Below are 20,018 nucleotides of genomic sequence, written 5' to 3'. Positions count from 1 at the left end.
GAAAAACACCTCCAAGTTATTTTCGAGTATCCCATACTCGTTTTCAACTTAAAGGTGTTTTTTATTTGTCTCACTTTATGGGGTCAGTCCCCCTTAAACAAGAAGGGCTTTTTAGTTCCTTGTTATATATACGTCTTATCAACTAATTTTTTTCGCTGTGCTTGCTTTCTGGCTTTTGAGCGACAATTTGAATGACATGGGACAAACCATTATGCATTTCTCCTTCGTGCCGGACTACTTCCCCCATAAAAAAATGAATGATACGCCAATCGGAAAATACTTCTAAAAACTCTTCCGGCGCATATAAAAGATCAATGTCTTGCGGCCCTCCGCTTTTATAAGGAATTTGGTAAAGAGAATAAACCTCTGTCACAAAATACCCTTCCGGCTTCACCGCTTCCTTAATATTACGAAGCGTTTTTTGCCGTAATTTTGTTGGAAAATGCCCGAAAATACAAACGACCTCATCCCATCGGTCTCTCTCCCATTGTGCCTCGTTCAAATCGACCAGCTCTGTTTGAACAACTGTTCCTCTTGAAGCAGCAAGTTTTTTCGTTTTCTCTAATCCAGACTCAGCATAATCCCAAGCAGTGACCTTCATTCCCTGTTCCGCTAAAAAAACTGCATTGCGTCCTTCTCCCTCTGCAATGGCTAATGCGTCACCTGATAACTGCAGTTTCTTTTGGACCTCTTCTAAAAAAACGTTGGGGTGCGTTCCATATACATACTTTTCATTTTGAAATCGGTTATTCCACCTATTCATCTGTCTCTCTCCTTTCATGCCAATCATTCTGTCCATCTTTTTTGCAAAATGGATTATGATTCATCTTCTTGCACTTATACGTGTGTACAACCTTTCTCTTCGGGCCTACACAGCTAAAAGTCTGTCCAAGAAGTCCTCAGCCCTAACAGAATTTAAAAAATTAGAAACCATTTACAAGCAAGGTCGCTCCGCATTTTAGATGTACTTACTCATAATAGTATTATAAAATACACATAGGGGTATATCAACATTTATGTGACTGCTTAGCAAAACACTTGTTTACACAGTAAAAGCGATCAACTCTATTGGATGAAAAGTTGATCACTTTACTTTTTATTATAGTGTAGTTAAAAACATAGAAATTTGTGGAACATACGTAATGATTAACAAGTCGACAATCATGATAAGAATAAATGGGACGACTGCACGAATGAGCCTGTCGTATGACACGTCTGCAATCCCCTTAACGACAAACAAATCTAAACCAACAGGTGGAGTAATAAGTCCTATCGATAAATTCACCACCATGACAAGCCCAAAGAAAACTGGATCTATCCCGACTCCTATAGCAATCGGTAACAGCAAAGGCGTTAAAATAGTGATGGCTGCCGAAGCATTCAAAAAGCATCCGGCAATAAAGAAAATAACATTAAATAAGAATAGAATTATATACTGGTTGCTGGAAAGGTGCATGACGAGAGAAGCAAGTTGTTGAGGAATCTGTTCAGCCGTCAGAAGCCAGCCAAAAAGATTGGCCCCAGCTATAATGAATACTACCATTGCTGTCATCTTCGCTGCATTTAGGAAAGCGGCAGGCATATCACTCCATTTCATATCTTTATAAATAAATTTACTTACAACAAATGCATAAGCGGCTGCTACAGCTCCGGCTTCTGTCGGCGTAAAAATCCCACCGCGAATCCCAAAAATAATAATCAATGGCAGAACTAGCGCCAAAACTCCTTCCATCAGTGCTTTTTTGAAAGAAACAAACTCAAATTTTCCTTTTTCCTCCAAATAATTCCTTTTCTTAGTCATCCAGTAATTGACGAACATAATCGATAATCCGATTAAAATGCCAGGAATAATGCCGGCAGTGAACAAATCTCCAATAGACACCCCTGCAGTCACTCCGTACACAATCATGGGAATCGAAGGAGGAATGACGATAGCAATTGTGCCAGCACTCGCCACAGTAGCAGCCGCAAAACCTTTATCATAGCCTTTTTTCTCCATCATCGGAATCATCATTTTTCCAACCGCAGCTGTATCCGCAGCGCCTGAGCCCGATACACCAGCAAAAAACATAGCTGTTAGCGTGGAAACTTGGGCAAGCCCCGACCTAATCCATCCGACTGTTGCAAAAGCAAAACCGGCAATCCGTTGTCCCATGCTGCCTGCCATCATGAATTCCCCGGCCAGCATAAAAAATGGAATGGCGAGCAAAGGAAAGGAATCTACTGAAGTCAGCAGCCTCTGCGGCACTACCTCCAAAGGGACGTAATAAATGCTAGTAACAAAACCGGCTATCGAGGCCCAAATAAGCGAAATAGCAATAGGGACACCGAGGGTCATAAGTAAAAAGAGAAGGGCAATTACGACAATTGCAATCGTCATCTACTTCACCTTCCTTTTTTATAGTTGGATGTCTGTTCCTGCTTTCCTCCCAGACGATCCGCTGCTCTCTACTTCTTTTGTTTTTAGCAGTGACAGATGGGCAATAGCATGAATGAGACATATAACGGAACTGACTACAACTGCTCCGTAAATCCAGATCATATTAAGCCCGAGGGATGGGGAAATTTGCTGGCTCGTGAATTTTAAAATACGTAAGCCATAGATGATCAAAAATACAAACAGCGCTGAATTTATCACTTCAATGAATCCCGCCATTCCCATTTTCCACTTTTCAGGCAAGCGATTAATGAATACTTCCACTCGTGCATGGCCTTTATTTTTATATACAGTTCCGATTCCAAGAAAAACCACCCAAACAAACAAATAACGTATCAGCTCTTCTATCCATGTAAGGTTAAATACACTGAAGTCTATCATCGGAAGAGCTTCCTTTATTATAGAGCTTTGAAGAATAAACCGGGAAACCACCTGATAGACGGTTCCAATAAAAGCTGCTGAAAATAAAAAAATAATTATGACACGGCTCGCCTGGTCAATCCTGAAGCTAAGTTTAGGGAAAAATCCTCTCATTTTTTTCACCCTTTATTTTAAGTTTTCCACTTCTTGGATCAGGTCCTTGCCAATTGATTCTTCAAACTCTTTATATACGGGCTCTGCCGTTCTCTTAAATGAGGCCAGGTCAGGTGCCTCCTCAATCTGTATATCACTTTCTCTCAATCGTTCTAACAGCTTTTTTTCCTCTTGTACAGCAAGTTTTCTTTCATATTGAATGGCTTCTTTAGCGGATTTTTTTATCACTTTTTGAAGGTCGGAGGGCAACGTATCGAAGGTCGTCTTGCTCATCAAAAAAATGGCAGCATCATAATTATGTGCAGTTAAGGTGAGGTACTTTTGAACCTCATGCAGTTTATTTAAGTAAATTTGGGCCAGAGGGTTTTCCTGTCCATCGACCACTTTCTGTTCTAAAGCGGTATATAATTCCCCAAAGGGAATAGGCACCGGAGCAGATCCTAAAGCTTTGACGAAAGAAATATAAGGAGGAGACTCTTGAACGCGAAGCTTTAAACCGGAGGCATCATCACTTGTTTTAATCGGCTTTTTATTATTGGTCAGGTGCCTCCATCCATTTTCCATATATCCTAAGTTAAGCAATCCTTTACTTTCCAAACCGCTTGCGATCTCTTGGCCAATGTCTCCGTCTAAGACCCGAAAAGCGTGTTCCCTGCTTTCAAATAAGTAAGGCAAATTAAGCAGATTGAACTTTGGGGCAAAATTTGTTACTGGAGCAACAGAGCCAATGTGAAAATGAATGGAGCCAATTTGAGCACCTTCTATTTGATCACGGCCATTGCCTAATTGACTGCTTGGAAAAATATCAATTCGGACTTTCCCATTAGATCTTTTCTCAACTAATTCTTTGAATTTTAATGCCCCTTTTTGATAGGGATGTGTCTCGGTCTGCAAATGCCCCAGCCGCAACACATACTCTGCCTCAGCTTTGCCTTTTGTAGTTGCATGGGAGCACCCGCTCAGGATGAATAAAAGGATGATCAGCAGATAGGATAAGTAAAGTTTCACTCAATAATCCCTCCTTTTCTGAGGTAAGCATTTATAAAACTTCTTATAGACCGAGATACTGTCGTTCTATCCAATCACTAAAGAGAGCTTATAAAATGCTTCTCCTATTAATGATATTTATAAGGAAAGCGTTCAAGTACATTAAAAAAAGAAGGGAATGTCTGCAGAAACTTTTTCTCGCCCCTGAGCAATGATTAATTATAAGTATCCCTCAAAACCTTCATATTTTGTTCCTTCTCACTTCTGTATTCTCAATAAATATATCATTCAACAAGCAAATGGCCATCAACCGTTCCGCTGTACGCTTTATGCAGCTAAACCATGTTTTCTATCAGCCAGCCACAGTACCTCTTAAGTTTCCATACTTTGAGTAACAGTTCGAGCCGGAAATTTTATATTGAATTGTTCACCTATTTCCATTAATTCTTTCTCCAGAGGAGCAGCTAGCTGAATGCCAGTTTCCTTGCGCTTTTGTTCCTCCCGCTTTCTTCTTTCTCCCGGATAACGGATTTCCTTTATGCCCGGTACTTTGGAAACCTTTTTCATTTCCTCTAGCAGGTTTTGTATGGAAGGAAAGAATGTCTCTAAATCCATAAACTTTTCCGTATCTATTAAAATGAAAAAGTGTCCCACATTTGCTTTATCCTCCTCTTCCTCGTTATATATATTTTTAACATAAGGTCCAAAAGCCGCTCCTGAAAGCACTCCTGCCAAGAGTTCCACTGCCAGTGCCAGCGCCGAACCTTTAGGCCCTCCCATAGGCAGGACAGAGCCTTTTAACGCCTCCTTAGGATTGTTAGTGGGCTCCCCCTTTTGATCGATTGCCCAGCCATCAGGTATAGAATCTCCTTGCTGATCAGCAACCATAATTTTCCCTCTTGCAACTACGCTCGTTGATAAATCAATAATCACGGGTGTATCGTTTCCTGTAGGAAATCCGAAAGCAATCGGATTCGTGCCAAAAAAAGCCTGCTTTCCTCCCCAAGGCGCTATTCCAGAAGGAGAATTAGTAAAACCTATACAAATGATATTCCGCTTGCACACTAGCTGACAAAAGTACGAGGCAGCTCCAAAGTGGTTGCTGTTTTTAATAGCAATAGCGACTATTCCCGATTGCTTCACCATTTCCATGCCTTTAACCAAAGCATGATAACTGACTACATGGCCAAGTCCATTATGGCCATCCACTACAAGCACCGAATTATTTGCTTTTAGCTGAATATCAGGAGTCGCATTAATACGTCCCTCCAGCAGCCTTTTAACATGTATAGGCAGACGACTGATTCCATGGCTATCGATTCCCTCCAAATTTGCCTGGATTAAAGAGGCCGCTACAATCTTCGAGTCGTCCTTTGCCATTCCACTCTTTACGAGCACCGTCTCACAAAAACCCTTTAAGTCCATCGCTGTATAACTGTACACTCCATGCTCTCTCCTTTATACTTGCATAAAATTGAATGATCATAGATTCAAGGAACTTTTTATGGACTGAACAACAGGGCGCCTCCCCTTTCGACTGGTCGTTTTAATATTATGAATATGAAAAAAGCTATCCATCCTCTACTCTTTTATATTAAGATGACGAAAACTCTATACTTTATAGCAGTCATCTACTATGCACTAGAACGGAGAGCTTCCTTGCCTGGTTGTTCGTTTAAAAATTCTAAAAGCTATTTATAAAAACGCGCCTGCTAGCAGGCGCGTCAATTAGAAACGGTATGTAAGTGTTGGCCATGTTTAAAAAACCTTTTTCCATGCTTTGAGCAATGAAATAGGTACTGGTAGTCATAATAAAACAGCAGAACTACTTATAAAAATAAAATACTTTTCACTGCTCCTTCCTTTTGCTTCCCATTTAAGTTTTCTTATCATCCACTCTCTGGACAAATCCTGTCATAATCACCAAATAAAAATAAGGAAGCCTCCTTCCTTAAAAATGGGCTTCCTTGCTGAAGGCATTATTTTAATTTTTCCTGCAGGGCTTTCTCTACATGACTTGGTATGTATTCAGATACGCTGCCATTATGAGAGTAAATTTCCTTTACGATACTCGAACTAAGAAAGGAATATTTTTCACTTGAATGGATGAAAAATGTTTCCGCTCCTCTGTATAAGCTTTTATTCACCATGGCCATTTGTGCTTCATACGCATAATCCGTTACTGTTCTTAAGCCTTTAACAATGGCCCTTATATCGTTTTTCTTCATATAATCGACAAGCAAGCCTTGAAATGCCGTTACTTTTATTTTTTCGTTGCCAACGAACGCTCTTTCAATCATCCCCTTCCTCTCTTCAATAGAAAAGAGAGGACTTTTCTTCGAATTCACCATGACAGCTACTATTAGCTCATCGAAAAAATCACTTGCTCTATTGATAATATCAATATGTCCATTTGTAACCGGATCAAAGCTTCCTGGGTATATAGCTTTCATTTCATTCTCCTGGTTTTTTGTTAATAATAACATTTGCCTCGGTGTGATTGGAATAGTTTTATCTTTTCCATGTTAATTTATCCAATACTCTTTTACTCCATTGCGGCCTGGCAAGGTCTTCTTTTTATTCCTTGGACAGCTTAAGATGCTACTTGAATTCCAGATTTCCCTTCCATTCATATATGTAAATCGGAGAGAGAGCGATATTATTCATACCGGTCATCTTTCCGTATAGTTGGATGGAAGAGCTTAACTTTGGATGCACCTCTATCCTTGCTTTCTGCTCGGTCTTTTTCATCTTTCTTTAACAATCCATCTAATATTTTTAAAGCGTCCTCAAACTCTTTATAATTAATTTGCTTAGTCGCCAATAAAGAGCAAAGCATCGCATAAGCAACCGGTTTAGTATCCATCTCTACTATGACATGAATATCAACATCAGAATTTCCGCTATTTTCAACTTCCGCTTGTCTGAATTCATTGTCATCCATTCTTCTTTCCCAAAATGGTCGGCTATTTCTATAGCCAAATGGAAATCTTTGTGGCTCAGCCATTTTATTTTCTCCTTTCCATTCATTTTTAGGTGGAAAGAACAGCTGACTCTTCCCACCCTATAACATTAAATATCAAATCGTTGATTCTGTTCTTGATCTTGGTCTTGGTCCTGGTCTTGGTCTTGATCTTGATTTGAATTTGCTCTTGAGCGTACCCTTGCAGTAGAATCTGAATCAACACGAATATCGAAACGGACACTCGTATTACCGCTGTTAGAAACTCTTGCAATGTTTGTATTACGGTCAATGTTTTTCAAGTCATTGTCATTATCATTGTCATTTCGTAAATCAATTTCATCTCTATTTTGCAAATTGCTTCTTACGTCAATATCATCTTCAATGTCCACATTTGTTCTTACGCGGTTTTCTGAATTAGATCTTGAATTTCCGTTGTTGCCATTGTTGCCTCGGTTTCTATTGCCTCGGTTGTTGCCTGGGAACCATATTTCACTCATGCTTTATCCCCCCTTTCTGTTTCTTACTATAATTTATTCCTCAGGAATGTTTTTGAATGGACAAACTTCTCAGGTTATTAGCTTGTTTTTGTGAGAAAGAATAATATGAGAACGTTTGTCACAAGATATATGTTGATTGGACTCTATATTAGAAATGAGGATAAGTCGATGTACTACTATAAAGAGGAATTAATCAATATTATTAATCCTGATCAGCCCGATCCTGAAGCCGCAAAAGTCCTGCAGGAGATCTTGGGTGGTCATTTTGGTGAAATGCGAACCATGATGCAATTTTTCTTTCAGAGCTCTAATTTTAGAGGAAAAGACACCCAATATCGCGATTTGCTCCGCGGCATATTCTTAGAAGAAATTGCCCATGTAGAGCTTGTTCAAAATACGATTAATCAATTGCTGAACGGCTCGGGAGAATCTGCTGTTCCGGGAAATGCTGGGGTGGACGGGGCTCCTCTTGATGATGCGGTTAGGCATGCCAATCCCCACCATTATATTATTGGCGCCCAGGCCTCCCTTCCCGTAGACGCGAGCGGAAATCCATGGAATGGATCGTGGGTATACAGCCACGGGAACCTCATTGGGGACCTGCTTGATAACTTAGTTCTTGAATCTACTGGAGTTTTGCAAAAAACACGCATTTATGAAATGAGCTCCAACCAAACATTCCGTGAAACACTCGCTTTTTTAATCGTCAGGGATAACGCCCACCAAAATGCTTTTGCAAAGGCACTCGAGACACTGGGCGTTGATTGGGGTAAGCTATTCCCTGTTCCTAATTATGATATCAATAAATATCCTGAATGCAGAAAGTATGTGGAAATGGGGTATCACAATGCCCAATTTAACTTTAGATTGGATCCAACAAGAATCGGTGAGATTTTCCAAGGACCATCACCGAGCCGGAACAAGGGAGACCTGTCGGTTATAGATCCGCCGAAAGGTTTTCCTGTTCCAGCCTTACCAGAGATGCCTAACGAACATAGCCCTGGAACAAGGGATTTAAATTTCTAAAAGTAGGTTTAGACAAAAATCCTACTAGTTGACAGCAAAACGGATTTTTAGCTTCTTTTTGTCCCGGCTATACTTTAGTCAAACCTATAAAATAGGCTGTCCTCTTCCAATTAGACTAACATGGAGGGCAGCCTTCCTTTCGTTTCTATATTTTTTCATCTAAAATTTTCAAGTGACATATTTCGACTATTTTTTGCATTTTTTTCATTATTCCGGTTGCCCTTCTGCTAAATAAATAGTAATATAGTCGTGGACTCTTAGTCTAATATATGCCAAGCGTTTTATCCATTGAAGAACAAGCAATTGAACAGTAACTTTCACATGCTTTGTCTCTTTTACGTCGCTTTATTATAGGCACTCCACTGTTCATCTATTGAACGATTGCTATAATTCATTGAAGGGCAAACTCCATGAAAATGGGGGACGCAAAGCCACGGGCCTACAACAGTGATTCTGTCATGGCAGCCGGGTTGCCAAGTTGAATATCTTTCAACTTGCTTATACAGCATTGCCTTCTCTGAATGTACTGTAAATTTTAGTGAAGGTGTGAAATATGGAGAAATCAGTATTAGTCGTTGACGATTCACTTTTTATGAGAACTTGGCTAAAAAGCATTTTAAAGGACAATGGTTATGAAGTATTAGAAGCAGCCGATGGTTTAGAGGCGATAGATTCCTATGCTCTTTATAAGCCGAATCTAGTTTTAATGGACATTACGATGAATAAATTAAATGGTATAGAAGCTTTAAAGGAGATTATGTCATTGGATCTTTCTGCGAAAGTAGTCATGTGTTCTTCTCTGGGCCAAAAACAGCTTATAATGGAAGCTCTAAAAATAGGAGCTAAAGATTTTATTGTGAAACCTTACTTTGATCGATTAATTCCAGTGCTGAATAATGTAAATTAATTTCTGACAGACTAAAGCAGTAGCTGTTCTTGAGATTATTTTAACTTTTCCTATCTTTATAGCATTCTGTTTTATTCTTATCCTTAGCTTCTCTCTTCCTTTTAAAGGGGGTGTCGCAAGCTATGAAGGACTTCTATTTTTCTTTTCATCAAATGATGTAACTTTTTTGAATCTTCTGTCGAAACACTTTTTCTTCATTTTTTCTGGTTGTATAATATATCCAAACGCGTACGAACGTGAATTTTCAGATATATGATTAGGAGAGATAAAAGGTGGTTATACAGGAAACACTTGAAGAGTTAAGTATTCGAATCAATCAGGTGCGTCATTTAATGATTTCAACTGGCCTGCGCAAAGGGCTCGATGATGATGAGACTTTAAAATATAGCGAAGAATTGGACGAGCTTATTAATAAATATCAACTGGTTACCTGGCCTTGCCTATCAAAAACTAACTGAGCAGACTATTGGTTTTTAATCTAACTGCCTTCTATCGTTTGCTTTTCTATTAATAGATTAGAAATTCCCCCAGTTTTCTTTGCATATCTCGCTCATTTCTGGGTAAATTACTTGCAATCAGGGTTACGGCATCCACCTTCACACGCCAATACCAACGAGAAAAACCTTGATTAGCCGGGCCAATGTCCGGCTTTTTCGTTATTTTCTTACTCCATTAAAAAGGAGAGAATCACCCTATTTAATCATTCTAATGAATATGACGAACAGACTCTTCCTGCTATAAGGTTAGAATATCATACCACTAATCGCCCTCTAGCGCTGTTTCTGTTTTTCTAGCAGTTAAACAATAAAAAGTCCTGGCCTGTCGTTTGATTATCTTATTTATCAAACGACAGGCCAGGCTGCTTAACAATGATTTATGGAAGGATGGCTATAAAAGGATGAATCACTCTCTATTCTTCCTTTACGCGCATTAAAAATCGTTTCGTCCGTTCTTCCTTAGGGCGACTAAATATTTCTTCAGAGGTGCCTTCCTCTACGATAACTCCTCCATCCATAAAAATAACACGATCAGCGACCTCTCTCGCAAAGTTCATCTCATGTGTTACTACGACCATGGTCATCCCTTCTTGTGCTAAATCTTTCATAACCTGGAGTACTTCCCTCACTAACTCTGGGTCTAATGCAGAAGTAGGTTCGTCATAGAGCATGACCATCGGCTTCATGGAAAGCGCGCGTGCGATGGCTACCCTCTGCTGTTGTCCTCCTGAAAGCTGAGAAGGATAGTGATCACATCGTTCACCGAGCCCGACTTTTTCAAGTAATGTTCTTGCCAACGTTCTTGCTTCCTCGGGTTTCACTCCTTGAACAACTACGGGCCCTTCCATTACATTTTCAATAGCCGTTTTATGTGGAAACAAATTAAATTGTTGAAAAACAAATCCTGTGCTTTTTCGTAACTCTCTGATTTCCGATTTTCGCTTTCTATTGGATACTCCGTCTGCTAAAACTTCATGCTTTCCGATTTGGATGACCCCTTCTGTCGGTTCTTCTAAAAAGGTTAAACAGCGAAGCAAGGTAGATTTACCAGAGCCGCTTGGACCCATTAACACTACTACTTCACTTTTATTGACCGTTAAATCAATGCCTCGAAGAACTTCGTTCGTGCCAAATCTCTTTTTAAGATTAGTTAATTGAATAATACTCATAGACCTCTCCCTTTACATCGATATTGAGAAGCTGTATTTTCAAAGCGCAATATGCTGGGAAGTACGTTTTTCTAATTTGTCGAGCATGATAGAAAAAACCGTAATAATAATCCAATAAATAGCAGCTGCTAATAAATAAATCGTTAACGGCTCAAATGTTTTAGCGATAAGAAGAGATGACATTTGCAAGAGCTCTGTAACGGTAATAACGGATATAAGGGAGGTATCTTTAATCAGAACAATAAATGTGTTGGACATAGTTGGAATAGCAATACGAAGACTTTGAGGAAGAATAATTCTTCTTAAAGCCTGCCAATACGTCATCCCCAAAGATACAGAAGCCTCCATTTGGCCTTTATCAACAGATAAGATGGAAGCACGAAAGGATTCTGACAAATAAGCTCCGGCATTCAAGCTCAACGCAAGAATACCTGAAGGGATAGGATCTAACTCAATGTTCACTTGAGGTAAGCCATAATAAATCACAAAAACTTGCACCAATAACGGCGTTCCCCGAAACATAGACACGTAAGCCGACGACACAACCTCTAGTAATTTGATTTTTGATATCCTTGCTAAGGCTGTTAAAAAACCAAGAACAAGAGCTATTAAAATGGATACTACCGCCAGAAAGATCGTCATTAAGGTGGCATTTAATAATGTTGGCAAAGACTCAATGATTATTGATAAATCCATGAAGCTTCCTCCAATCTCACTATCTTGCAATTCAAAGAATATGCTGAAAGGGAAAATCCCCGTCAAACTAACGCTTCTTCTTTAAAGAATATCTCAATCCCTAACTTGCTTAACTCTTCTATAAAAGGGTTGAATTTTTCCTTAATGATGACATTTTCAATAGGCACCACTCCCGCATCTGTTACCTTTTTCAATGCGATCCAATTAGTGATTAACATGGCTGGGAGAGCAGTCGTTTTTGCCATGGATGTAATGTTCCTCTCGTGATCGTATAGATCAATCATTTCCCATGTATATTTTGTCTGTCGTCCATCCTTTATGCCACTTACTTCCACCCTTACAACGGTAATGTCTTCCTTAGAGCCTCCTTGCATTTTTGGGGCCAATACTTTTTCTGAATAAGCGCGAGGGCTAATTTGATACCCATTAATCTCTATAGGCTGTTCATCTAAAAACCCTAACTGTCTCAGAGTATCCATCTTCTCCCAATGACCTTCATAGCGCACAGTTTTCTCATATAGCTTTTTCACTTTGTCTTTGAGCGTATAGGCCGTGCTATGTGCATCTGTAATGACTGCTTCACAATGACCTACAGGATCAGGGAACGTTAACTTTTCCAATCCCGACAATGGAGGCAGTTCGACCAGCTCGCCGTTTTCGGCCGCCAGCGCAGGCCTTGTGTAAAGTCCTAATACGCTTTCTAATCGAAATACTACTTGGTACCATAATGGAGGCACCGGATATCTTGGAATCCCTCCACAAATCATTACTGCCTCGTCTGCTTCATCTAGCAATTCGATCCCTTGAGCAGCGAGAAAGTTCGTTATCCCCGGGGCTACACCACAGCCTGGCATGATAATCACGCCTGCTTCTTTTGCCTGTTTATCTAATTTCATTTTTTCCTCGAAGTTTGATCCGACGAGATCTACCAAGTGACACTTGGCTGATATAGCCGCTTTGATAGCTGGTAAGCTTAGGGAATGCGGCAAGCATGCCACCGCAATATCTACATTTTTCAACACCTCTTCGATGGCTTGCTCCGTCTGAAGAGAAGCTTCTTTTCCAATTGCTTTTGGGTTATTAGCAACTTCTAAGCATTTCTTTACACTAGTTGAATTTCCATCGATTGCAAGAACGGATTCAATATTAGAAAACTTCACAAGTTCACTTACTACGGTTGTACCAATCATTCCAGTTCCTAAAACAGCTACACGCATATCAACAACCCCCTTATTAGTCTTAAAAGAGCAGGGGTATCTTGAAGAGTCAGATACCCCCCTTTCATTTTGATCTGAACAGTTTATTTATTCAGCGGTTCAGTCCCAAACCACTTTTTGTAAATTTCATTGTACGTACCATCTTCTTTCATTTCAGCTAAAGATTTATTTACCTCTTCTAAAAAATCTTCATTGCCTTTTTTAACGGCCATCCCAATCTCATCTTTATTTAAAATATCGCTTGAAATCTGAAGAGGAAGATTGTTCTCTTTGATGTTATAACTCATTAATAATTGGTCATTGATAATCACATCTAGTCTTTTATTCACCAGATCCTGTACATAATCATTTACAGCTTTGTATAATTTCACGTTTGCTCCATCAACGCTTTTAGCAACTTCTTCAAAGGTAGTTCCGCCTCCTACCCCAACTTCTTTGCCTTTTATATCTTCCAGCTTTTTGATGTTGCTGGTATCTTTTCTAGTAATTAAAACCGATCCGGTAACAACATAAGGATCTGTAAAGTCTACACTCTTTTTTCGCTCTTCAGTTACTGTCATCTGCCCAATGATAATATCAAATTTATCCGCCTTCAGTCCTCCGATCAGACTATCCCACTTTGTTGCCACAAATTCGGTCTTTGCCCCTAAACGCTTAGCTATTTCATTTGAAATATCTACATCAAATCCTTTGTATTTTTGGTTATCATCCAAATAATTAAATGGCGGGTATGTCCCCTCAAAACCTACTTTTAAAGTCTTTGAGTGTTTAACTCTATCCGTTACTTTTTGCTTCTCGTTCCCGCTAACCGCTTTTTCTCCACCGCATCCCGCCATCATGCTAATGAGCAACAACACAACAATTGATAGACCAAGTCTTTTCTTCATCCCTATAACCCCCTTTTTTAATAATCATTTTGGTAGCGTTTTCATTTGGTGATTCCTTGCTTTTCTTTTGAAAATTAGCCTCTAACATGATTGAAATATGTAGATCAAAATTGTAGACCAAGATTGTACTACAATTTATTTTAGTGTATACTAAAGAAAATATAGTTGTCAATATTTTTAGAAAATTATAAACAATATAACTTTTTCTCTTTTACTTCAAACAGGAGCAGGTGAGTATTTCTATGAAAAATCATTCAATGGAACACTATGTATATGACCATATTAAAACGGCTATCTTATCCCGTAAGTTAGCACCCGGAAAACAGCTAGTTGAAAATAAAATTTCTAATACACTGCAAGTAAGTAGAACTCCAATTAGAAATGCTATAAAGAAGTTAGCTTTAGAAGGGCTCGTTGATATTATTCCGAATAAAGGTGCCTTCGTAACGAGTCCAACGAAAGAAGAAATTATTCAAGCTTATGAATTAAGAGCTACCTTGGAATTTTTAGCAGCCAGCCAAGCGATGAAAATAATGACTGAAGCAGACTTTGAAGAAATAAAAGAAAATATTAAAGAAGAAAATAGAGTGTTATTAGATAAAGACTCTGAGGCCTATGTTAAGTCTAATAAATCTTTCCATGTAGCGATCACCAAAAAATGTAATAACAAATTTTTAAATGACTTTATTGATCGGCTTATTAATCAGACGAATATCTATCTGCTTCTCTATGACGAATTTTTCGATAACCCAGAGCAGGAGCCTTATAGCCCCGAAGAACATATGTATATTCTAAAGTTGATGGAACAGCAAAATGAAGATGAACTAAAAATAGCTTTGGAAAATCACTATAAGCGAGCTCTTAAGAGCCTTTCCATTCATTACACCGAATATAAAGAACTAGATGAAATTTTTTAACCTTTTACAAAGAAACGACTCGTATAAACAGCAAATAAAAAAATGACCAACGATATTCAGCTAAGCAGCTGAATATCGTTGGTCATTCATTTTTTATCTTTAGCCTGCAAATTTAAGTAAAAGAGAAGGATTCTATTTTCAGGAACACGTATTTCCTGTAAATTCAAGCTGTGAACAGCGAACAGATAATTATTCCAAACGCGGAAATTCAGACATCGAAAACGAGTGCACTTTGATACGAAAATTTTGATAAAAGATTGACCTCTGCTATAAGAGCTATACTATTTTCGATCATTCAAGCTATTTACACTACTACCTTCTTCCCTTTTTTCTAAGGCTTTGTCGTGTAGGTCTCGCTAAAGAACACGATGCACTCGATTTCTCACCATTCATTTGCTTTCTTCCATAGAGCCATCCGTTAGCGAATGAAACCAGCTTTTGTCTTCTGAATCCAATGCCATGTTAATATGCAAATGTGTCAAAGCCTTTGCATCTTCCGACAGAAGCTCGCTGTCGGCTCTATCCAATTGATGATGACTAAACCGTTTTTCACCCTCTGCTTTTCCGTTTTTGATCACACAGACAAGCGCTCCGTAGTCATCCGATTCAAGAACATATCCCTTTGCGTTGTGATGTTTTATCTCTACCCAGCTTCCTTCTTTATACATGATTGCCGCCTCCTTTTTATCAGACTTTCCACTTTTTTCTTATTTTAATCGTTGAAAAAGGCGGTGCCGCCAAGTTGTATTCAAAGGATTAAATCTTTGCTAGTATATAAAGTGTAAAAGCAACGGAAGGAGAATACGATGGATCATAAAGTAGCCTTACTATTTATTGGCGTCGCTGCCTCTTTATGGGGAATCATTGGCGCATTTGTTACCTATCTATATGAAATAGGATTTACGCCGGCACAAGTAGTTGCCTTACGCTCTTTATCCGCCGCTTTGTTTTTAGTCCTATATGTTTTTACTAAGAACCGCCAACTTTTAAAAATTAAAGTGTCGGATAGCAAATACTTTGTGGGAACTGGCATTATCAGCATTGTCTTTTTTAACTGGTGCCTTTTCAGTGCCATTGAAGAAACATCTATTTCTGTTGCCTCCATCCTTCTTTATACAGCACCCGCTTTCGTCGTTATTTTTTCGAGGCTGTTATTTAAAGAGGCACTAACCGCACGAAAGATATCAGCTCTTGTTGTTACATTTGTCGGCTGTTCATTTGTGATTGGCATCTTGCCTAGTATGAATGAAGCCATCTCCTTATACGGTTTCATCTTAGGCCTTGGCTCAGGTCTTTTTTATGCTCTTTACAGCATATTCGGAAAGTTCGCTCTCCAAAAATATGACTCTTTAACTGTTACTGTGTATACATTTTTGTTTGCAGCTGTCGCTATTACCCCTTTTAGCGGCGTCTGGTTGGCCGGCCCTTTACTGTTGAACATAAAAGTCTGGATATGTATCATTGGCTTAGGCTTTTTCTCGACCGCCCTGCCATTTATTCTTTATACAAAGGGCCTAAGCAAGATAGAGTCTAGTCAGGCATCTATTATAGCTACTATCGAACCCGTCGTCGCCTCTCTTGTAGGACTTTTAATTTTTCATGAAAGATTAAATGCCTGGCAATACTTTGGCATTGTGATGGTTATTTTAGCTGTGGTGATTGTGCAAGAATCCAAACAAAAGGCGAACAAGCAAACGCTTATTTCGAAAAAATCTTCTTAAACACAAGGCATTGCTTGTTTGCAATGAGAAAACCTTCCCTTGCCAGTGTGTCATCAGCAGATACAACAGCATATGCTATGAAATAAGGAGGCGATTCACTTTTATGAAAAGGTATCCCTACAATCATGCGAAAGCCAATTCCTTATTTCCGCCTGGCCAATACTCCTATTCAGATACATTCTCGTCTATAATGAAAAGCTTATCCCCTTCTTATACGATCAAGGCAGAACCTGTGTTTCTCGATCACTTGCTTATACATGTAGGTGAGGACATCCGTGTAGTTATGGGAACGGATTCTCTCGAGGGTACGTTAACTGGGGTGGCCATTGACCATCTTCAGTTAACTATAGATGGAATAAGCTATCATATTCGTTATCCCCATATTACCTACTTCAGAAAAATCTAATCTCTCTTCACCAATATTCCTGCGTCCTAAGACGCTTTTTTTATTGATTGAGCTCTTTTCAAATATCAAATTGTTTAAATATTCTGTAAAGTATGTTATGGTTAATTCTACAAAGAAAAGGCCTATATGGTAATTTTGCTTAGTCCCTTTCCATGATCTTAAGAAAGGAGTGCTAGGATGTCTTTAGACAAGCTGAAGGAAATGTTAGAAATGCTGCGCTATTATAATACCGTAGAAATTACTCATACATTCAGCAATGGCGGGCAGCCATTATTATCAGTTTGTTGTTTAAAAAACACGACAATTATCCAAGTAACAATGATTGAGAACCAACTGGTTCAATCCTATGACTGTGTAGAAGAAGCCGCCGCTATTATAGATGAATGGATCAATTAACTTTCTCCTATGAAACTTCCACATATGTAGACGGCTTATCTTTCTATATTTTTTATTTCTCTATTGTTGGGTTTACGTTCTTTTTCAGTTGGGTAAACATAAAATCTATATTTATGGATATACTTTCTTAACACTTTAAGGAAAGGAGAGTTGAATATGGCACCCATTGATTATTTTGCCTGGGCCATCTCCATGCTCTTAGGCATTGTCTTTATTAGCTCTTTAATCATCTTATCCCGAAAACCAAGGTTTTTCTCTGAAAATGAAAAGAAATCTTCTCAGTCAAATAAGTAAACATTCTCCAGATGTACTTCCAGCAACCGGCCATCATACTCTTTGCTCAATCGATTGCTCCCTTTTTATTTAAATTCCAACTATAATCAAAAAGAAGACTGATTATCCAGTCTTCTTTTTTGCTTTACACGAACCAAATGCTAAAGCTCTGTAACTAAACAAGATGAAAAACTAATCAAAGTTTTTCATCCCTGCTGCTCTTCTTGTACTGAATCATTAGTAGATCTTTGCTGAATGACTACATGTTGGGGCCTTCTTGGGTAATTTGCCTTTTCTGAATCATCGGGGCCTGTGAGGGTTCCTCTTTGGTCTAAGTTTCCGTATTCCACCTGTGTTCTATATTCCTTTTGATTTCCTCTTTCCATGATAATCCCCTTCCTCAAATTATTGTCATAAGCAAAGGATTTGTCTTTCCATTATTTTTCTAATTTGTACGTCCGTCCAATCGCTGATTATGTTTCTTCATATAATGTAGTAATTCCGTTACAAAGGAGGTAAAATCTATGGGTTACGGCTACGCTGGTGGCGGCGGTGGCGGCTACGGCAGCGGCTTCGCGTTAATTGTTGTGTTGTTCATTCTCCTAATTATCATTGGCGCAACTTTCATGGGAGGCTACGGATACTAATTTGTACACTTTAAAGAATGGCTACAAGTGATTGTCCCCTTCTCACTGTATCCTTTCTCTCGTTGCTTACAAACCAGACAGAGATCACTGTCTGGTTTTTTATTTTTTGTATTAGGCTGCATTTTATACATATCACTGTATTCTTCGTTTGTTTACGAATATCCTTTGTATCCAGGACTTTCTTGGATATATTTTTTTATTTAAGTTACATTAATAATGTTGGCAGTGATATTAAAAGATCCACCTCTGCCTTACGCCTACATGTTATTGAGACTGCATGAGCAGAAGAAATGAACAAAACAATCAAAAATGTAACAAAAAGCTAAGTTTTCCCCATCTAAGCCTTAAGTTCTCCGTTGACAATGATGCCTAGTTTCTTGAAAGCAAGAATAACCAGTATAAAATTATGCGGGATGCGATAGGAGGAAATCTGCATGGAAATTCGTGAAGGCTTAATTCCAAAAGCTTTAGGTACAGCAGTTACAGCTGCGGGATATGCTCTAAAGCAAAAACGCGACTCAAACAAAATGATTGCCAACACTGTTTTTGGATTTGGTCTAGCGCACATTGTCTTGGGCTCTATTGATTTACTCCAGCATCGCCAATAACGCAAACAGGTAGGCCAAATTTTGCCCCTGCCTGTTTCTTATATTCTTCGCAACAATAAAAACCCCTCTCCTCAAAAAGGAGAAGGGTTTTTCAAGCCATCTATTTATTTCCAAGCATTTAACTAGTTACTTTTACAAATTCCCATAGATTTTCAATTGGGCAGATTCCATAACGCGGTGCATGTGTAAATTCATAACAGGCATAATTCTTCCAGCCGTGAAGATTTACTTTGATTTCCCTCTGTTCGTCTTCCAGCCAAACAAACTTCCAATCTCCATTTAATAGATTGAGCAACTGATCACTGGTTTTTACATTTTCAAACGAACTGAATAGATCCGCCATTCTTCCGCCTCCTTATTCACTTACTATACAAATTCTTTACTTTTATGTAAATTCCTCTAAAAAGTTTCTTTTCCTCTTTCATCCTCCCTTCTCTCTTCATTGTATGTAAGAAGAAGACGTAAAAGAATGATTAATCATGTAACATTATTAGAAGTTTTGTCGAATACCTTTCTAAACTTAAAGGAAGCGGCCATAATATGTAATGTTGTGTCTTCTTCGCAAATATATTTGTCCGGGAGAGTTAGAAAATGGAGAGATATGAAATGTTCAATGATCTAATTGAAGAAATCAATTCTAAACGAAAATTAATGATTAAAGTCGGAACAACTAAGGGACTTCATCACTTTGAAACCATTCAATACAGCGAAGAGCTAGATAAACTGATCTACAAATATCAAAGGTTAACTAAGCTTTCCAACAACTAATTTTTGGGTATTTACTGCTGTCCATGACTTAGCTAAAAAGAATCTTAAGAAAAAAGCAAAGGAGTGTGAGATAATAGAAGGGGATTAAAATAAAAATTAGGAAGTGACAAGATGGCTTATTATAATAACAGACGTGAAGAGCCTTTGCCAAGTGAAGATATTAGCACCTGGGAGTGCACCTCAGAAAATTGCAACGGTTGGATGCGCAAGGCATTTTCTTCTGTTGAAACACCTGTCTGTCCATTTTGCGGCAGTTCAATGGAAAGCGGCACTAGGCATACTCATCCTTTGAAAAATAACACTGTACATAAAGAGTAGAAGCGAAAAAGTCCGTTAAGATATAGACATGGTCTATTCTAAAACTATCAGGCTGATTGAAAACGTTTGGCTTCCAAGCTCCATCCTGATGAGAAGCAAACAATGAGCGTTCAAGAAAGCGAGCGTTATCAGCAGCCTGATTCAC

At 38.7% G+C, this 20,018-nt stretch carries 28 protein-coding genes and 1 riboswitch; of the genes, 12 read left to right on the top strand and 16 right to left on the bottom strand.

The window, feature by feature from the left end; genetic code table 11:
* Positions 1-142: 142 nt before the first annotated feature.
* From ACH0BF_RS06480 to ACH0BF_RS06445, 8 genes are all read right to left on the bottom strand, one after another.
* Entirely contained in the window at positions 143-763 is a 621-nt protein-coding gene (locus ACH0BF_RS06480) for an SAM-dependent methyltransferase (protein WP_120032351.1), read from the bottom strand.
* Between the two features lie 336 nt (positions 764-1,099).
* Complete coding sequence (locus ACH0BF_RS06475) at positions 1,100-2,380, bottom strand: TRAP transporter large permease (RefSeq protein ID WP_340853562.1); 1,281 nt, start codon at positions 2,378-2,380, stop codon at positions 1,100-1,102.
* A gap of 18 nt (positions 2,381-2,398) precedes the next feature.
* The gene (locus ACH0BF_RS06470; RefSeq protein WP_340853561.1) at positions 2,399-2,971 is read right to left on the bottom strand and encodes a TRAP transporter small permease; all 573 of its coding nucleotides are present in this window, start codon (positions 2,969-2,971) and stop codon (positions 2,399-2,401) included.
* A 12-nt stretch (positions 2,972-2,983) separates the two neighbouring features.
* Positions 2,984-3,979 (bottom strand): TRAP transporter substrate-binding protein, encoded by a 996-nt coding sequence (locus tag ACH0BF_RS06465; RefSeq protein ID WP_340853559.1) that lies wholly within the window; start codon positions 3,977-3,979, stop codon positions 2,984-2,986.
* A 351-nt stretch (positions 3,980-4,330) separates the two neighbouring features.
* Positions 4,331-5,401 carry an Ldh family oxidoreductase gene (locus ACH0BF_RS06460; protein WP_406909087.1) on the bottom strand — a complete coding sequence of 357 codons (1,071 nt, stop codon included), beginning with the start codon at positions 5,399-5,401 and terminating at the stop codon, positions 4,331-4,333.
* A 536-nt stretch (positions 5,402-5,937) separates the two neighbouring features.
* Entirely contained in the window at positions 5,938-6,411 is a 474-nt protein-coding gene (coaD, locus tag ACH0BF_RS06455; protein ID WP_120032359.1) for a pantetheine-phosphate adenylyltransferase, read from the bottom strand.
* A 206-nt stretch (positions 6,412-6,617) separates the two neighbouring features.
* Entirely contained in the window at positions 6,618-6,965 is a 348-nt protein-coding gene (locus tag ACH0BF_RS06450; protein ID WP_340853557.1) for a hypothetical protein, read from the bottom strand.
* A 65-nt stretch (positions 6,966-7,030) separates the two neighbouring features.
* Positions 7,031-7,420, bottom strand: a complete 390-nt coding sequence (locus tag ACH0BF_RS06445) for a hypothetical protein (protein WP_340853556.1) — start codon at positions 7,418-7,420, stop codon at positions 7,031-7,033.
* A gap of 168 nt (positions 7,421-7,588) precedes the next feature.
* On the opposite strand from ACH0BF_RS06445, the gene ACH0BF_RS06440 reads away from it, so the two are divergent.
* The 3 genes from ACH0BF_RS06440 to ACH0BF_RS06430 all read left to right on the top strand — a co-directional run bounded on the left by ACH0BF_RS06440 (position 7,589) and on the right by ACH0BF_RS06430 (position 9,811).
* Positions 7,589-8,446: a manganese catalase family protein gene (locus ACH0BF_RS06440; RefSeq protein WP_340853555.1), complete on the top strand. Its 858-nt coding sequence runs from the start codon at positions 7,589-7,591 to the stop codon at positions 8,444-8,446.
* A 390-nt stretch (positions 8,447-8,836) separates the two neighbouring features.
* Positions 8,837-8,924: riboswitch (cyclic di-GMP riboswitch) on the top strand.
* Positions 8,925-8,999: 75 nt separating this feature from the next.
* The gene (locus ACH0BF_RS06435) at positions 9,000-9,353 is read left to right on the top strand and encodes a response regulator (RefSeq protein WP_340853553.1); all 354 of its coding nucleotides are present in this window, start codon (positions 9,000-9,002) and stop codon (positions 9,351-9,353) included.
* A 272-nt stretch (positions 9,354-9,625) separates the two neighbouring features.
* On the top strand, positions 9,626-9,811 hold the full coding sequence (locus ACH0BF_RS06430) for an aspartyl-phosphate phosphatase Spo0E family protein (RefSeq protein ID WP_120032367.1): 186 nt from the start codon (positions 9,626-9,628) through the stop codon (positions 9,809-9,811).
* 452 nt (positions 9,812-10,263) lie between these two features.
* On the opposite strand, the gene ACH0BF_RS06425 is transcribed toward ACH0BF_RS06430, so the two are convergent.
* The 4 genes from ACH0BF_RS06425 to ACH0BF_RS06410 form a co-directional block, all read right to left on the bottom strand.
* Entirely contained in the window at positions 10,264-11,019 is a 756-nt protein-coding gene (locus tag ACH0BF_RS06425; protein ID WP_340853552.1) for an amino acid ABC transporter ATP-binding protein, read from the bottom strand.
* Between the two features lie 39 nt (positions 11,020-11,058).
* Complete coding sequence (locus ACH0BF_RS06420; protein WP_120037803.1) at positions 11,059-11,715, bottom strand: amino acid ABC transporter permease; 657 nt, start codon at positions 11,713-11,715, stop codon at positions 11,059-11,061.
* A gap of 62 nt (positions 11,716-11,777) precedes the next feature.
* Entirely contained in the window at positions 11,778-12,932 is a 1,155-nt protein-coding gene (locus ACH0BF_RS06415) for a saccharopine dehydrogenase family protein (RefSeq protein ID WP_340853551.1), read from the bottom strand.
* An 83-nt stretch (positions 12,933-13,015) separates the two neighbouring features.
* Positions 13,016-13,819, bottom strand: coding sequence for a transporter substrate-binding domain-containing protein (locus ACH0BF_RS06410; RefSeq protein ID WP_120032371.1), 804 nt, complete (start codon positions 13,817-13,819; stop codon positions 13,016-13,018).
* Positions 13,820-14,061: 242 nt separating this feature from the next.
* Between ACH0BF_RS06410 and ACH0BF_RS06405 the strand changes: the two genes are divergently transcribed.
* A complete protein-coding gene (locus tag ACH0BF_RS06405; protein WP_120032373.1) occupies positions 14,062-14,736 on the top strand; it encodes a GntR family transcriptional regulator in 675 nt (224 codons plus the stop codon).
* A 389-nt stretch (positions 14,737-15,125) separates the two neighbouring features.
* Here the strand turns inward: ACH0BF_RS06405 and ACH0BF_RS06400 are convergent, their stop codons facing one another.
* Entirely contained in the window at positions 15,126-15,404 is a 279-nt protein-coding gene (locus tag ACH0BF_RS06400) for a hypothetical protein (protein ID WP_120032376.1), read from the bottom strand.
* Positions 15,405-15,542: 138 nt separating this feature from the next.
* Between ACH0BF_RS06400 and ACH0BF_RS06395 the strand changes: the two genes are divergently transcribed.
* The 4 genes from ACH0BF_RS06395 to ACH0BF_RS06380 all read left to right on the top strand — a co-directional run bounded on the left by ACH0BF_RS06395 (position 15,543) and on the right by ACH0BF_RS06380 (position 17,553).
* The gene (locus tag ACH0BF_RS06395) at positions 15,543-16,457 is read left to right on the top strand and encodes a DMT family transporter (protein WP_406909083.1); all 915 of its coding nucleotides are present in this window, start codon (positions 15,543-15,545) and stop codon (positions 16,455-16,457) included.
* Positions 16,458-16,560: 103 nt separating this feature from the next.
* Positions 16,561-16,863 (top strand): DUF2642 domain-containing protein, encoded by a 303-nt coding sequence (locus ACH0BF_RS06390; protein ID WP_120032378.1) that lies wholly within the window; start codon positions 16,561-16,563, stop codon positions 16,861-16,863.
* A 177-nt stretch (positions 16,864-17,040) separates the two neighbouring features.
* A complete protein-coding gene (locus tag ACH0BF_RS06385) occupies positions 17,041-17,259 on the top strand; it encodes a hypothetical protein (RefSeq protein WP_340853549.1) in 219 nt (72 codons plus the stop codon).
* Positions 17,260-17,415: 156 nt separating this feature from the next.
* On the top strand, positions 17,416-17,553 hold the full coding sequence (locus tag ACH0BF_RS06380) for a hypothetical protein (RefSeq protein ID WP_182916967.1): 138 nt from the start codon (positions 17,416-17,418) through the stop codon (positions 17,551-17,553).
* A 185-nt stretch (positions 17,554-17,738) separates the two neighbouring features.
* Here ACH0BF_RS06380 and ACH0BF_RS06375 read toward each other — a convergent pair whose 3' ends face one another.
* A complete protein-coding gene (locus ACH0BF_RS06375) occupies positions 17,739-17,918 on the bottom strand; it encodes a hypothetical protein (RefSeq protein ID WP_120032383.1) in 180 nt (59 codons plus the stop codon).
* A 138-nt stretch (positions 17,919-18,056) separates the two neighbouring features.
* Between ACH0BF_RS06375 and ACH0BF_RS06370 the strand changes: the two genes are divergently transcribed.
* Positions 18,057-18,179 (top strand): YjcZ family sporulation protein, encoded by a 123-nt coding sequence (locus ACH0BF_RS06370; protein WP_120032385.1) that lies wholly within the window; start codon positions 18,057-18,059, stop codon positions 18,177-18,179.
* Positions 18,180-18,613: 434 nt separating this feature from the next.
* Positions 18,614-18,787, top strand: a complete 174-nt coding sequence (locus tag ACH0BF_RS06365; RefSeq protein ID WP_406909080.1) for an asparagine synthase — start codon at positions 18,614-18,616, stop codon at positions 18,785-18,787.
* 118 nt (positions 18,788-18,905) lie between these two features.
* On the opposite strand, the gene ACH0BF_RS06360 is transcribed toward ACH0BF_RS06365, so the two are convergent.
* Positions 18,906-19,130 carry a hypothetical protein gene (locus ACH0BF_RS06360; RefSeq protein ID WP_120032390.1) on the bottom strand — a complete coding sequence of 75 codons (225 nt, stop codon included), beginning with the start codon at positions 19,128-19,130 and terminating at the stop codon, positions 18,906-18,908.
* A 248-nt stretch (positions 19,131-19,378) separates the two neighbouring features.
* Here ACH0BF_RS06360 and ACH0BF_RS06355 point away from each other — a divergent pair, with 248 nt between their 5' ends.
* A complete protein-coding gene (locus ACH0BF_RS06355; protein ID WP_120032392.1) occupies positions 19,379-19,555 on the top strand; it encodes an aspartyl-phosphate phosphatase Spo0E family protein in 177 nt (58 codons plus the stop codon).
* A gap of 111 nt (positions 19,556-19,666) precedes the next feature.
* Positions 19,667-19,873 (top strand): cold-shock protein, encoded by a 207-nt coding sequence (locus ACH0BF_RS06350; RefSeq protein ID WP_120032394.1) that lies wholly within the window; start codon positions 19,667-19,669, stop codon positions 19,871-19,873.
* Here the strand turns inward: ACH0BF_RS06350 and ACH0BF_RS06345 are convergent.
* On the bottom strand, positions 19,827-20,018 hold the full coding sequence (locus tag ACH0BF_RS06345) for a hypothetical protein (protein ID WP_340856475.1): 192 nt from the start codon (positions 20,016-20,018) through the stop codon (positions 19,827-19,829). The two genes, ACH0BF_RS06350 and ACH0BF_RS06345, sit on opposite strands and share 47 nt — an antisense overlap.

The sequence above is a fragment of the Pseudobacillus sp. 179-B 2D1 NHS genome (assembly GCF_045370945.1).
Classification (GTDB): domain Bacteria; phylum Bacillota; class Bacilli; order Bacillales; family Domibacillaceae; genus Pseudobacillus.
This window is presented reverse-complemented; position numbering and strand designations above follow the sequence as displayed.

Bases quoted from the DNA above. Each gene is read 5' to 3' on its own strand.
- ACH0BF_RS06480 (WP_120032351.1), bottom strand. From the start codon at position 763: ATGAATAGGTGGAATAACCGATTTCAAAATGAAAAGTATGTATATGGA.
- ACH0BF_RS06475 (WP_340853562.1), bottom strand. From the start codon at position 2,380: ATGACGATTGCAATTGTCGTAATTGCCCTTCTCTTTTTACTTATGACC.
- ACH0BF_RS06470 (WP_340853561.1), bottom strand. From the start codon at position 2,971: ATGAGAGGATTTTTCCCTAAACTTAGCTTCAGGATTGACCAGGCGAGC.
- coaD (WP_120032359.1), bottom strand. From the start codon at position 6,411: ATGAAAGCTATATACCCAGGAAGCTTTGATCCGGTTACAAATGGACAT.
- ACH0BF_RS06450 (WP_340853557.1), bottom strand. From the start codon at position 6,965: ATGGCTGAGCCACAAAGATTTCCATTTGGCTATAGAAATAGCCGACCA.
- ACH0BF_RS06445 (WP_340853556.1), bottom strand. From the start codon at position 7,420: ATGAGTGAAATATGGTTCCCAGGCAACAACCGAGGCAATAGAAACCGA.
- ACH0BF_RS06440 (WP_340853555.1), top strand. From the start codon at position 7,589: ATGTACTACTATAAAGAGGAATTAATCAATATTATTAATCCTGATCAG.
- ACH0BF_RS06435 (WP_340853553.1), top strand. From the start codon at position 9,000: ATGGAGAAATCAGTATTAGTCGTTGACGATTCACTTTTTATGAGAACT.
- ACH0BF_RS06425 (WP_340853552.1), bottom strand. From the start codon at position 11,019: ATGAGTATTATTCAATTAACTAATCTTAAAAAGAGATTTGGCACGAAC.
- ACH0BF_RS06420 (WP_120037803.1), bottom strand. From the start codon at position 11,715: ATGGATTTATCAATAATCATTGAGTCTTTGCCAACATTATTAAATGCC.
- ACH0BF_RS06415 (WP_340853551.1), bottom strand. From the start codon at position 12,932: ATGCGTGTAGCTGTTTTAGGAACTGGAATGATTGGTACAACCGTAGTA.
- ACH0BF_RS06410 (WP_120032371.1), bottom strand. From the start codon at position 13,819: ATGAAGAAAAGACTTGGTCTATCAATTGTTGTGTTGTTGCTCATTAGC.
- ACH0BF_RS06405 (WP_120032373.1), top strand. From the start codon at position 14,062: ATGAAAAATCATTCAATGGAACACTATGTATATGACCATATTAAAACG.
- ACH0BF_RS06400 (WP_120032376.1), bottom strand. From the start codon at position 15,404: ATGTATAAAGAAGGAAGCTGGGTAGAGATAAAACATCACAACGCAAAG.
- ACH0BF_RS06395 (WP_406909083.1), top strand. From the start codon at position 15,543: ATGGATCATAAAGTAGCCTTACTATTTATTGGCGTCGCTGCCTCTTTA.
- ACH0BF_RS06390 (WP_120032378.1), top strand. From the start codon at position 16,561: ATGAAAAGGTATCCCTACAATCATGCGAAAGCCAATTCCTTATTTCCG.
- ACH0BF_RS06385 (WP_340853549.1), top strand. From the start codon at position 17,041: ATGTCTTTAGACAAGCTGAAGGAAATGTTAGAAATGCTGCGCTATTAT.
- ACH0BF_RS06380 (WP_182916967.1), top strand. From the start codon at position 17,416: ATGGCACCCATTGATTATTTTGCCTGGGCCATCTCCATGCTCTTAGGC.
- ACH0BF_RS06375 (WP_120032383.1), bottom strand. From the start codon at position 17,918: ATGGAAAGAGGAAATCAAAAGGAATATAGAACACAGGTGGAATACGGA.
- ACH0BF_RS06370 (WP_120032385.1), top strand. From the start codon at position 18,057: ATGGGTTACGGCTACGCTGGTGGCGGCGGTGGCGGCTACGGCAGCGGC.
- ACH0BF_RS06365 (WP_406909080.1), top strand. From the start codon at position 18,614: ATGGAAATTCGTGAAGGCTTAATTCCAAAAGCTTTAGGTACAGCAGTT.
- ACH0BF_RS06360 (WP_120032390.1), bottom strand. From the start codon at position 19,130: ATGGCGGATCTATTCAGTTCGTTTGAAAATGTAAAAACCAGTGATCAG.
- ACH0BF_RS06355 (WP_120032392.1), top strand. From the start codon at position 19,379: ATGGAGAGATATGAAATGTTCAATGATCTAATTGAAGAAATCAATTCT.
- ACH0BF_RS06350 (WP_120032394.1), top strand. From the start codon at position 19,667: ATGGCTTATTATAATAACAGACGTGAAGAGCCTTTGCCAAGTGAAGAT.